Origin of the sequence: Mesorhizobium sp. M1273 (assembly GCF_040318195.1) — a bacterium.
GTDB lineage: Bacteria > Pseudomonadota > Alphaproteobacteria > Rhizobiales > Rhizobiaceae > Mesorhizobium.
This window is the reverse complement of sequence record NZ_JAMYLV010000069.1, coordinates 1-12,218: the sequence shown is the minus strand read 5'-3', so window position 1 is coordinate 12,218 and position 12,218 is coordinate 1. Positions and strand designations below refer to the sequence as shown.

7 protein-coding genes and 4 pseudogenes are annotated in these 12,218 nt (G+C 59.4%); 9 read left to right on the top strand and 2 right to left on the bottom strand.

Annotated elements, in window-relative coordinates; genetic code table 11:
• Both NKH30_RS32690 and NKH30_RS32685 read left to right on the top strand, forming a co-directional pair.
• Positions 1–104: pseudogene (locus NKH30_RS32690) on the top strand (transposase); the annotation flags it as partial.
• Positions 101–691 (top strand): annotated as a pseudogene (locus tag NKH30_RS32685) (IS256 family transposase); the annotation flags it as partial. The pseudogenes NKH30_RS32690 and NKH30_RS32685, both read left to right, overlap by 4 nt.
• 314 nt (positions 692–1,005) lie before the next feature.
• On the opposite strand, the gene NKH30_RS32680 reads toward NKH30_RS32685, so the two are convergent.
• Both NKH30_RS32680 and NKH30_RS32675 read right to left on the bottom strand, forming a co-directional pair.
• Positions 1,006–1,557, bottom strand: a complete 552-nt coding sequence (locus NKH30_RS32680; protein WP_352998125.1) for a transposase — start codon at positions 1,555–1,557, stop codon at positions 1,006–1,008.
• A gap of 317 nt (positions 1,558–1,874) precedes the next feature.
• A complete protein-coding gene (locus NKH30_RS32675; RefSeq protein WP_352998123.1) occupies positions 1,875–3,092 on the bottom strand; it encodes an IS110 family RNA-guided transposase in 1,218 nt (405 codons plus the stop codon).
• 119 nt (positions 3,093–3,211) lie between these two features.
• Here NKH30_RS32675 and NKH30_RS32670 point away from each other — a divergent pair.
• The 7 genes and pseudogenes from NKH30_RS32670 to NKH30_RS32630 form a co-directional block, all read left to right on the top strand.
• Positions 3,212–3,415 (top strand): annotated as a pseudogene (locus NKH30_RS32670) (transposase); the annotation flags it as partial.
• Between the two features lie 95 nt (positions 3,416–3,510).
• Positions 3,511–3,989: pseudogene (locus NKH30_RS32660) on the top strand (Rossmann-fold NAD(P)-binding domain-containing protein); the annotation flags it as partial.
• Between the two features lie 736 nt (positions 3,990–4,725).
• Positions 4,726–5,610, top strand: a complete 885-nt coding sequence (locus NKH30_RS32655; RefSeq protein ID WP_352998117.1) for a TauD/TfdA dioxygenase family protein — start codon at positions 4,726–4,728, stop codon at positions 5,608–5,610.
• A gap of 760 nt (positions 5,611–6,370) precedes the next feature.
• Entirely contained in the window at positions 6,371–7,546 is a 1,176-nt protein-coding gene (locus tag NKH30_RS32645; RefSeq protein WP_352998115.1) for a M24 family metallopeptidase, read from the top strand.
• Positions 7,547–7,589: 43 nt separating this feature from the next.
• A complete protein-coding gene (locus tag NKH30_RS32640; protein WP_352998113.1) occupies positions 7,590–8,696 on the top strand; it encodes an ABC transporter substrate-binding protein in 1,107 nt (368 codons plus the stop codon).
• A gap of 290 nt (positions 8,697–8,986) precedes the next feature.
• On the top strand, positions 8,987–10,036 hold the full coding sequence (locus tag NKH30_RS32635) for an ABC transporter ATP-binding protein (RefSeq protein WP_352998122.1): 1,050 nt from the start codon (positions 8,987–8,989) through the stop codon (positions 10,034–10,036).
• 22 nt (positions 10,037–10,058) lie between these two features.
• Positions 10,059–11,837, top strand: a complete 1,779-nt coding sequence (locus tag NKH30_RS32630; RefSeq protein WP_352998121.1) for an ABC transporter permease subunit — start codon at positions 10,059–10,061, stop codon at positions 11,835–11,837.
• Positions 11,838–12,218: the final 381 nt, after the last annotated feature.

Below are 12,218 nucleotides of genomic sequence, written 5' to 3'. Positions count from 1 at the left end.
CACTGGCGCCTTGCGCCGCAATCTTCCGAAAGGGGCGCGACTTCGCCGCTTGGCTGGGCCTGACGCCGCTGCAACGCTCAACCGGCGGTAAACAGAAGCTCGGCTGGATGAGGCGCTGAAGGCATTCTATGAGCGGCGGCTTGCCGAACCTTATCCTATCTCATTTTGGACGCGCGCTACGAGCGGGCGCGCGAGGCCGGCGTGATTGCCAGCCAGGCGGTCTTGGTGGCGATCGGGGTCGACTGGGAGGGCCGGCGCCAGGTGCTCGGTGTCGAGCTGGCCAACCGTGAAAGCCATTCGAGCTGGCGCGAGTTCGTGGCAGGGCTCAAGCAGCGCGGGCTCGCCGGCGTGGAATTCGTCGTCTCCGACGACCATCCGGGGCTCAGGGCAGCGATCCGGGAAGTCCTGCCTGAAGCAGTCTGGCAGCGCTGTTACGTGCACTTCCTCAGAAACGCGCTCGACTACGTGCCGCGCAAGGTCGACGACGATTGCCTGATGGAGCTCAGATGGTTCTATGACCGGCGCGATCTTGCCGAGGTCAAGCGCGACCTGGTGCAGTGGATCGCCAAATGGCAAGCCAAGTACCCGAAGCTGGTCAAACCCGGTGGAGGACAACATCGAGGAAACGCTGAGCTTCTATCGGCTGCCGCTTGCCCACCACAAGCACATGAAGTCGACGGATGACATCGACAACCCTGATTTCGACTTTTTCGATTCCTGTTGCGTTTCTTTGTTCGGCTCAGGTGAGCCTGTTTCTTCGTCCCGGCCCACAGGATTTCCCACGCGAGCGTGTCGAGACGCAGTCAAGGCTGGCCGGTGCGATGGCGCCACGGCCGGCTGCGAGGTTTCCAGGCCACGCCTTGACGGCGTCGAGCACGGCGCCATTCTGGAGCGGACCGAGGGCGTCGGTCGTGCCGCCACATTTCCTTGTGCTATATTTGTCCGGCACGGACGACCACGTGGCAAAGAGTGGTGCGAGAGGATGAGAGTGCCGCCACGCAGCCGTTATAGTCGTTCCTCGTTTGTGGCGTCCGTGCGCCGCTTCGGCCCTCGTGACCGCCAATGCCGAACCATTAGCTCGTAGGCACGTTCGGCATTCTCGGCCGCGGCTTTCTCGCTGTTTCGCAACTCCTTCACGTTGTAGGCGTAAGCCGAACCGCGGCGACCGACACCGCGCTCGCCCGGCGCGCCGGCCTTGAGAGCGAGCTGCCTCTGCTTTGCCGCCACCAGCGCCGGGCGAGCCCAGAAGTAGTCCTGCTCCTTTGTCAGCAGATGCCAGATCAACACGGCGAGCTTGCGGGCGAGTGCCACGGCTGCGACCTGATGGCCGCGCTTGTTACGGATGCGTAGGAAGAAGGCCCTGAGCGGTCCGGGCGCCTTCGCCGTCGCCCAGGCGGCCTCGACCAGCATGGCGCGGGCATGGGAACGACCATGTTTGCTGATCCGGCCATATTGCGCCAAGCCAAGACCGGATTGGCGCACACGCGGATTGAGGCCGAAGTAGCTCACCAGCTTCTGCGGCTCGTGGAACCGCCGGATGTCGCCGACGGATGACATCGACAAGCCTGATTTCGACTTTTTCGATTCCTGTTGCGTTTCTTTGTTCGGCTCAGGTGAGCCTGTTTCTTCGTCCCGGCCCACAGGATTTCCCACGCGAGCGTGTCGAGACGCAGTCAAGGCTGGCCGGTGCGATGGCGGCACGGCCGGCTGCGAGGTTTTCCAGGCCACGCCTTGACGGCGTCGAGCACGGCGCCAGTCTGGAGCGGACCGAGGGCGTCGGTCGTGCCGCCAGATTTCCTTGTGCTATATTTGTCCCGGCACCGACGACCACGTGGCAAAGAGTGGTGCGAGAGGAGAGTGCCGCCACGCAGCCCTTATAGTCGTTCCTCGTTTGTGGCGTCCGTGCGCCGCTTCAGCCCTCGTGACCGCCAATGCCGAACCATTAGCTCGTAGGCACGTTCGGCATTCTCGGCCGCGGCTTTCTCGCTGTTTCGCAACTCCTTCACGTTGTAGGCGTAAGCCGAACCGCGGCGACCGACACCGCGCTCGCCCGGCGCGCCGGCCTTGAGAGCGAGCTGCCTCTGCTTTGCCGCCACCAGCGCCGGGCGAGCCCAGAAGTAGTCCTGCTCCTTTGTCAGCAGATGCCAGATCAACACGGCGAGCTCGCGGGCGAGTGCCACGGCTGCGACCTGATGGCCGCGCTTGTTACGGATGCGTAGGAAGAAGGCCCTGAGCGGTCCGGGCGCCTTCGCAGTCGCCCAGGCGGCCTCGACCAGCATGGCGCGGGCATGGGAACGACCATGTTTGCTGATCCGGCCATATTGCGCCAAGCCAAGACCGGATTGGCGCACACGCGGATTGAGGCCGAAGTAGCTCACCAGCTTCTGCGGCTCGCGGAACCGCCGGATGTCGCCGACCGAGGCGATGATACCGCTCGCGACGATGACATTGACGCCGGTGATCGTCTGAAGCCGCCGGACTTGCGCATCATCAACCGCTTCCCGGGCGATGTCGCGATCGAGGTCAGCCAGATCCTCGGCCAGGCGATCGATTTCGCGGATCTGGCGGGCGATAGCGGCCCGCTCGTCGTCGGGAAGCACCTGCCGCTCGAGCCAGGCGCGACCGCGATTGTTGAACAGATCGGCATGCGGGCACTTCGGCACTAGGTGCGCCTGCAGGATGCCATGCACCTCGTTCTTCACGCGCGTGCGATGCCGAACTACCTGGTTGCGCCGCGCGACGAGGCGGCGAAGCCGCTCGATCCGCTCGTCAGCTACCCAGACCTCTGGCAGAAAGCCGCTGGCATGGAGCTGCGCCAGAACGCCGGCATCGATCTTGTCGGTCTTAATCCTGGCATGGGCGATCGCCTTCACCTGCATCGGGTTGGCGACAATCACCCGGCCGACATAGGGCGACAGAACCCGCACCACCGCCATGGCGTTGCCCGTGGCCTCGACGACAACCTCATCCGTCCGTCGCAAACTGCGGCCGAACCCTTCCAGTCCCGAGCGGGTCATGTCGACCCGTCCGTGATGGCGCAGCCGGCCGTCTTCCCAAACCACCACCTCCGCAAAGGCGCGGTGGATGTCCATTCCAATCACACGTCTCATCGGCTCCCTCTCCTCAAACAGTCGGGAGCCGGCGGGCGCATACGCCGAAAATCGCTCATCTCCAGCGGGGATCGGATGGCACCGTCATGATCATACCGGTTACGAACATGCTGGAGCGGCTGAACCAGGAGATCAAGCGGCGCACCCTGGTCGTCCGCATCTTCCCCAGTCAGCAGAGCTGTCTGCGGCTGGTTCGGGCACTGGCGGTGGAGATCCACGAGAACTGGCTCGAGGCGACCCGCTACCTCAATATGGATCATCTGCGCGAGCACAAGAAGGAGAGCCTGAGGGCATTGGCCGCCTGAGACGCGGCCGCCATGTCCGCCGCTCCGCTAAACACGGGGGCTGCGCGGCGGACACGCCAGCGTCACCGCTGAATGCCACGCCATTTTTTGCAGAACTTGACGCACACAACGAGAATGCCATTCACGTCGAGAATGCAGCGCGTATCAAGGCACATCTCATCGTCGAGGCCGCCAATGGCCCGGTCTCTTTCCAAGCTGATCGCAGGCTGCGCTCACGAGGAGTAGTCGTCAATGCCGGTGGCGTGATCGTCAGCTACTTTGAGTGGTGAAGAATCTGAGTCATATCCCGTTCGGCCCGATGGAAAGACGGCGGCGGGAGCGACGCAATCAAGCGATTGCAACAGCCCTTGAGCGGATGGCAGGCCAGCCATTTCCCGCCGATATGCATGACGAATTTCTGGGGGAAGGGATTGATCTGGTCCGGTCCGGCCCGGAGGACGTCATCCGCAGCACCTGGTCGCGTATCGCCGACCTGCTTGAGGAGCAGCCGGACCTCCACGACTACAGGACGGCCGCTTACGTCGCTTCCATTATTCGGAAGGTCGCCAACGGATATGAGGCTATTGGCATTTGAACCCCAATCTCAGAACTTTGTGGAATGCACAGACGAGGCGACGTCGGATTGCGTGAAGCCAAAGACAGACGTCGGTTCATCCCTGCCTCCAAGGTCCGCAAAATTGACGTGTCCGCATCAGCGGCCATCGATATCCACGTCGTCAGTCTCACCTGCCGGCCTCCCTGCGGGTGTTTGGCTACCGGTGTTGAGCGGGGGATACCCCAATGTGAGGGCGAAAGCCAATGGCTGAGCTACTCGACCACGATCCCATGACATCAGCCGAGACGTCACGCCGGTCTCGCCTGGTGAGATCAACCCACTAGGAGTGGTAGGATGCGGTGCAACTGGAGACACGGTAACACTAGCCCAGCGAACAGGAGACAACAGTATGCAAGCCATACGATCGAGTTCGAGCCCGCGACCGCCTCTGGCCCTGAACCCGATCGAAGGGTATACGCCGCAGAATTTGGAAGTACTTGCAAAGCGCCGGGTTGGCGCGCTTCCTCTGAGAAAAATTAGCCCGATCATCGATTCCCCCGGCGCATAGGCAGGCGAAGATTTTAAGTACAACATCGGAAGAGTGTCACTGATTAAGAATGTTGGACCGTAGTTCGTTCCCAGAGTGACATTCTATAAGATGCTCAAGATCTCCGGTGAACGACAGCAGAATCGTTCGTTAGATCGATCGGTTACAATGCCACCAATGCTTTGTTCCACGGTTGGATGCTTTGCATCGAAAAAGGAGAACGCCGCTATGAGTGAAATGGATCTGATCGACAATTTTATTCCACGGACCGATGTTGTTAAATGCACAGGGCGCATCGGGGCTGAAATCAGGAACATCAAGCTGTCGGCCGATTTGCCGGACCAAGCCATCGCTGCGATAAACGGCCTGGTGCTTGAGCACAAGGTCATCTTCTTCCGCGACCAGGGTCATCTCGACGACGCTGGGCAGGAGCGTTTTGCCCTGCGATTCGGGAAGCCCTCGCCGTATCCGGAGGGAACGACGCCGATTTTCGACATAGATTCCGCACGTGGCGATATCGGGGCTTACGTTTGGCATATCGATTGGTCCTGCATGGACGCCTATCCCAAGATCGCGGTGCTGCGAGGCGTTGTGATCCCGCCAGTCGGCGGCGACACCGTCTGGTCAAACACCTCGGCCGCATATCTCGACTTACCGTTGCCGCTGCAACGGCTTGCTAACGAACTCTGGGCTGTTCACAGCTTCCCCGGATCTTATCTCAGGTCTTCTACCGAGCCCCATACTGGACCGATGATCGAGACAGAGCATCCAGTCGTACGCGTCCACCCAGAGACCGGGGAGCGCACGCTTGTGCTCGGCGTTTATGTAACGCGTTTCGTTGGCATATCCAAATATGACGGCCAAAGGCTACTCGATCTATTTGAGTCTCATGTCAGCGCGCAGGAAAACACGGTGCGCTGGAAGTGGAAGCAGGGTGATGTCGCGATCTGGGACAATCGAGCAACGATGCATTGTGCAACCAACGATTGCGGCGACCAACGCCGCGTCGTTCGTCGCGCGACCATTGAGGGCGAGGTGCCTGTCAGTGTCGACGGCCGGTACAGCGTTGCGCGTTCCAAGTTCGTCGGGCGAAATGAGAAACTGACCCCTTGACCCCCAGTGTCAGACGAGGAGAGATCGACGAGGAGGAAGGCGATGGCTTCTCCTGTTTCTCGTCGGCCAGGATATGTGAGAAGGCGAGGCCGGACGCGTCGTATGGCCGATTTGACTGAAGCCCCGCGCTTCTTGATGACGATATGGATCAACTCGCCGGGATGCTCGCGCTCGTACCGCCGGACCGGTTCGGCCGGCTTGATATCGGTCAGCCGCGGCAGCCAGCACCGCTTGAGAACCCGGCTGACGGCGGCAGGAGACGCCGACCTCATGGGCGAAGCTCGTCCATCGACGCAGCAGTGGCCTGTGGCATATGGGCGGGCCACGAGGAACGGTCGGCCATGCCGGCCCGCCTTTCGGCCTTGGCGCTCGACGCAGCGCCGCGATCTTGGCCGCTACGCGGTAGAACGCGCGCCGCATGGGCTTCGGAAACCGCCCTCTATCACCGACGGCGCCATCTCCTTCCGACGCAGCGGCATGAGACGGGCGTTCTTCTGGCCTGTTCATTTGGACCCTCCGATGGATGCTGAAGCCTCGCAACTCCAGTCTCCTCGGTTCAGTCCGAATGTTCCCAAACTCACACTTAGCTGCATCTCGCCGCCAGATGACTACGATAGAGAAGCTGTATTTGACGCAAATCGCTAGGACGGTTGAATATCTGCCTGAACCAAAGCTTGGAACGTTAAACGACAGATTCGTACATCGGTCCAATGCGTACTGCTGCGTAGCCGAACCACAACATGGCAAATCAAGGTGAGATATGGCGACGATGTCCTCAGCTATTCCTCTGACGGGTGTCCCGTTCCCGAGATCCGAGTACGAGCGCCGGCAGCTTAACGTACTGGCGGCAGTGGCGAGCGCGGGACTAGACGCACTTGTAGTGACTGCCCATGGCCATCTTCGGTATCTTAGCGGATATGATGGTAGTGGTGGATACTTCGCACCGTTTCCTTTGATCATGGTGCCCGGTCGGCCGCCAACATTTGTTGTCCGACAGTATGACGAGCAAGCGGTTCGTTCGTATAGTTGCATTGATGAGGTGATTACTTATACCCACCAGCAAGATTTTGGGAAAGTGTGTGCCGACGTCCTTCGTCGGTATGGCTTGCAAAGCAAGAGGATCGGTTTTGAGCTTGGCTGCTGGAACCTCGCGCTGGCAGATGTCAATGCGCTTCAAGCGCGGCTTCCCGGCTTAAAAATCGCTGATACGACTCGGCTAGTTTCTTCGGTGGCAGCGGTAAAGGGTGAGCTAGAACTCGAGTGCATGCGCGACGCAATGCGCATGACTGACCTGGCAGTGCGAACGTTCCAAGGCTCGCTACGGGAAGGTGTTACCGAACTGGAGATGGCGGCGACCATGTCGGCGGCCATCAGGGCAGAGGCCAGCAACGCTGGCGGGGAAGTTGGGCTTTCTGGCGGTACCATTTTGTTCGGGGAACGGACGAAGTTGCCGCATGCCCCCCCATCTCAGCATCCAATTAGTAATAACGAGCCGGCTTTTCTCGAAATCGGCGCATCAAAATACGGATACACCGTAGGGATGGTCCGGTGCGCTGTGCTTGGCCGACACCCTGAGGTTGAGTCTCTTCACACTTTGGTCGAGGAGGTCTATGATGCCCTCGTTGCCGCAGTTAAGCCGGGCACCTCCGCGGCGGCAGTCGACGCGGCCGGTCGTGAGGTGCTGAAGCGATGTGGCAGAAAGGGAGTCTTTCGCCAGCGCACCGGATACCAGACTGGTATTAATTGGACTGAACGCGGTGACCTGAGCTTGGAGCCGGGCGCGCAGGATATCCTGAAGTGCGGCATGACCTTGCACATGCCAAATATATTGTGCAGCGAAAACGGCTACTTATTCGGGGCTGGCGCTCACGTCCTAGTGACAGAGCGTGGTGCGGAGCTACTGAGCCAAACACCACCTACGCTCTATCGCGCATGATTTCGGCCGGTCTCAGTCAAGGCCACTAAAAAGGGGTCCAAAAATGAGCTTTTGGATAAATCGCAGACGTTTCATGCAAGCGACATCGTCGGCTATCGCAGTCGGCGCACTGTCCTCCGTCGTTCGCCCGGCTTCAGCGCAATCATCTGGTGAGTTAAGAGTGACGGTGGGGGGCGGCGATGTGGGTAAAGCCACCATCGAGGCCTATGTCAAGCCATTCGAAGCTGAGACAGGTATCAAGGTGACGCCTATCACCGACGATGCAAACATGGGCCAGATTGAGTTGATGGTGAAATCGAGCAACGTTACGCTTGACGTTGCCTATCTATCGCAAGGTAGTGCTCTTACCGCAGCTGGAAAAGGCGTCCTCGAGAAGATCGATTATTCGAATCACAAGAAGGAAGAGCTAGACGGCATCTTTGAATTCGCTAAGCAACCGTTCGGCATCGCCTCGCTCATCTATTCGTACAACATGGTTTGCAATACTGAATCGTTTCCTGCTAGCAAGCCGAGGCCCATAACGTGGGCCGATTTCTGGGACATCGAGCAGTTTCCGGGCGTCCGAACGCTGGTGTCGGGGCAGTACGGGTCGGAAGGGCCTTGGGAGGAAGCTCTGCTGGCGGATGGCGTACCCGCCGATCAACTTTACCCGATGGACATCGATCGCATCTTCACCAGTCTGGACAAGATCAAGCCGCATATCCGTAAATGGTGGGGCACGGGCTCCGAGATCCAGCAAATGTTGCATGATAGGGCAGTCGATGTCGCGCAGTCATATGACGGGCGGGCGCTTCTTCTGATCGACCAAGGTGCACCAACCGAGATCAATCGGAATCAGGCAAAGCTACAGTGGGACTATTGGGTGATTCCCAAGGGGGGGCCCAACGCTCAAAATGCGCAGAAGTGGATCGAATTCGTTACACGCGCTGACCGCCAAGCGGCATTCTCGCAGCTATTCCCCGAAGGTCCAACCAACCGCAACGCCTTCAAGCTGATTCCCGATAAGGTCGCCCGCAAACTTCCTACCTATCCTGAATACATGAAGAGCAGCGTTTCCTTGAATGGGCAGTGGTATAATGATGTGGGGCCGGATGGCCTGACGAACACCGAACGGCTCATTCAGCGCTGGAACGAATGGGTTCTTCAATAGACCTGGAGTCCACTGGAGTTATTCTGGCCGGGCGAACGGTCAAGTCGCTCGGCTTGCCGACCGCGAGATAAATGGATCCAACCAAAGTCTACACCTTTAGCAGACGTGGGATTGCGCATTATGGCGCCGAAAACTGGCTGGGCGCAGGGGTTCTACCCTGAGTTCCACATCGAGTTGGGCGGCAGCAGCTACGGCAAACAGTAGGGGTCCGTCAGCGGTTGGATCGTGCTGGAGGAACAACAGTGAACACGCATGCACCCCCCCAGGTCCCACTTTTAGAGGTTGACGGGTTGGAGAAAAGCTCGGTTCTGCCGCAGATTGAATTCCGCAGCGTCACTAAGACTTACGGGAAGACCACTGCGGTCAGAGATTTGTCATTGACAGTTAGGCGTGGAGAGTTTCTGACCATTCTCGGTCCGAGCGGTTCGGGCAAAACTACAACCCTGATGCTGCTCGCCGGCTTTGAGGCCCCGACTGCGGGTGATATCTTTATCGCCGGGCGCTCCGTCGCCGCAGTGCCCTCCTATCGGCGCGACCAAGGCATCGTTTTCCAGAACTATGCGCTGTTTCCGCATCTCACGGTGACACGGAACCTGGAGTTCCCGCTCGAAATGCGCGGCATAAACGCTGCTGAGAGGACAACACGGGTCCGCCGCATGCTGGAGCGCGTGCACCTCAGTGATTTTGGCGGCCGTATGCCGTCGCAATTGAGCGGCGGCCAGCAGCAGCGCGTGGCGCTTGCCCGCGCGCTGATCGCAGACCCGCCCTTCCTCTTGCTCGATGAACCGCTCGGCGCCCTCGATCGTAACCTCCGCGAGCAGATGCAGATCGAGATGAAGAACCTACACAAAGAGTTCGGCATCACCACGGTCTGCGTTACGCACGACCAGGAGGAAGCGCTCACCCTGTCGGACCGCATCGTCGTCATGCGCGCGGGCCGGATCGAGCAGACCGACAGCCCTGAGGCCCTCTATGACCGGCCGGCAACATGCTTCGTGGCAAAATTCTTGGGTGAGGCCAACTTCTTCGAAAATCCCAACTTCAAGATTGAATCCGATGCAGCGCAGCCGTCCGGCACTGTGGCTATGATCCGGCCGGAACGCATCTGCATTGTCGCTCCTGATGCGCGGAAGCGCGGCGATGCAGACCAGCGCCAGTCCGTCACTGGCACCGTCGACGATATGATTTATGCCGGCCCCTTGCGGAAATACCATGTGCGCGTCGGGAGCAGCGTTTTCATCGTGCGTGAACATGTCGCCGCAGGGCAGCCAATCTTGCAACCCGGCGACGGGGTATGCCTCGACTGGCTGCGGTCCGACATTCGCTTTGTCGCGATGTAACGCACCAGGAAAGGTGGACGTGATGAAGACCTTTCAAAAATTGGGTCAAATGCCGATTGGCCTCACCGTACCGGCCTTCGCCATCCTGCTCGTGATATTCGGAATACCGATCATTCATCTCTTCCTGAGCAGCATCAATGCGCCAGCCTTTTCGGCAAGCAACTATTATATGTTTTTTGACCAACCGGCGAACGTCCGCGTGCTTATCCAGACCATCGAAGTGAGCGTCGTGGCCACCGTCATCTGCCTCATCGTCGGCTATCCCACAGCCTATCTGATCGTAACCGCCTCGAGGAGCTTGCGCGTAACCCTCATTGCCCTCGTCATCATCCCCTATCTTACCAGCGGGTTGGCCCGTACATATGCGTGGATTGTCATTCTCGGCGATCGCGGCGTGATCAACAATCTGTTACTCCACCTCGGGGTGATCCACAGCCCACTGCAGCTCATCTACAACACCATGGCCGTCTACATTGGCATGGTGCACATCATGCTGCCGCTGATGATTCTGCCTCTGGTTAGCGCCATGATGGGCATCGACAGATCGCTGATGGCGGCGGCCCGCAGTATGGGAGCGCGGCCGCTCACAGCTTTTTGGCGGGTTTTCTTCCCGCTTAGCTTGCCGGGCGTGCGCAGTGGTTCACTGCTGGTCTTCGTATTCTGTCTGGGGTTCTACGTAACGCCAGCCGCCCTCGGCGGGTTGCGTGATGCCATGCTGTCTACCTTTGTCGCCGGGCAAGTCGCAAGCTCCTTCGACATCCCACGAATTGCCACCTCAGCCTTCATCCTCCTTGCCATCGCGTTTGCCGTGCTTTCCATGCTAGGGCTTGACCTCGCGGGTGCACAGGGGCGCGCGCCGACACCAGCGCGGAAGTCTTGGGCCGGGCGGCTACCCGTATTTAGCATGCTGAAGCGCTATTTTAGTGAGTTTCTCAGTCCCTATCGGGCGAAGCTATGGACGACCCACCTTTACCAGGCAGGAGATGGCAGCCGCTTATCGAACATCGTCGGCGCGCTGTTCGTATTGCTCGTAATGGTCTACCTTCTTTCACCTGGCCTAATCGTCATTATCATGTCATTCAGTGCCGGGGCTTTTCTGGAATTCCCACCTTCGGGCCTTTCGCTCCAATGGTACCGATCCTTCTTCGCCGATCCGTCCTGGAATGGCGCTGCTTGGACCAGCATCCAGCTCGGAGTAGCGGTGGCTATCCTGTCGACTATCGTTGGGACGCTCGCGGCCTTCGGCCTCAACCGCACCCATCCACGGCTGCGAGGGTTACTGACAATGGCGATTTTGACTCCCGTGACCATTCCCGTCATCGTCGTCGGCATCGCGACCTATCTTGGGCTGGTCAATCTCGGACTGATAGGCTCGAAAATTGGACTCGTCCTTGCCCAAAGCCTCGGTGCTATTGGCATTGTCGTCGTGATCGTGTCGGCGACGCTGGCGAATTTTGATCGAACGTTGGAGCAGGCAGCCAACAGCATGCGCGCGAGTCCGCTGCAGACTTTTATGAGGGTGACGCTTCCGTTGATCCGGCCTGGTGTCATCGGCGGGGCCGTGTTTGCGTTCCTCCAGTCCTTTGACGAACTCGTAATAACATCGTTAGTGAGCGGGTATTCGGTCCGTACCCTTCCTCTCAAAATGTGGGAAAACATACGCAACCAGATCGATCCCACGATCGCCGCGGTGTCGTCCCTACTAATGCTTGTGCCAGTGCTTTGGCTCCTCGTCCTCTATCTAACCTGGTGGCGGTCCCGGCCGAGAGATCACCACTCGCTCCCGGAACTTGCGACTTGAGCTGAAGGCCTAGGGGCGGCCTCATAGGTGGTTGCCTCGATTGTCAAGAACCGGTCTAAACCCGCCAGATCATGAGTGAATACGGCTGCGGCAAGTTCACTCTCGCACGACGCTGTGGAGCCTATCGGCCGTCGAGGTCCTCACCCTATGCGAGGCCACACAGAAGTAATTTCTGCATTCGTTTGTCGGTACGCCTCCGGCGAGGCCCGGCGAGGGCCGCCTTGCGCGAGCATGGAACGGTAGCGAGGCTGCGCTCTTAAGGTTGTCCTTTCGAGCGTAGTTAGCAGCACAGCATGAGCCATGTGACGTTATTGACCGGGCCTGAGCGTCGTCGTCGTTGGCGTGAAGAGGATCAGTGCCGGATACTGGCCGCGGCATTCG

Coding starts and splice junctions, on each gene's coding strand:
- NKH30_RS32655 (WP_352998117.1), top strand. CDS start 4,726: ATGAGTGAAATGGATCTGATCGACAATTTTATTCCACGGACCGATGTT.
- NKH30_RS32645 (WP_352998115.1), top strand. CDS start 6,371: ATGGCGACGATGTCCTCAGCTATTCCTCTGACGGGTGTCCCGTTCCCG.
- NKH30_RS32640 (WP_352998113.1), top strand. CDS start 7,590: ATGAGCTTTTGGATAAATCGCAGACGTTTCATGCAAGCGACATCGTCG.
- NKH30_RS32675 (WP_352998123.1), bottom strand. CDS start 3,092: ATGGACATCCACCGCGCCTTTGCGGAGGTGGTGGTTTGGGAAGACGGC.
- NKH30_RS32630 (WP_352998121.1), top strand. CDS start 10,059: ATGAAGACCTTTCAAAAATTGGGTCAAATGCCGATTGGCCTCACCGTA.
- NKH30_RS32680 (WP_352998125.1), bottom strand. CDS start 1,557: ATGTCATCCGTCGGCGACATCCGGCGGTTCCACGAGCCGCAGAAGCTG.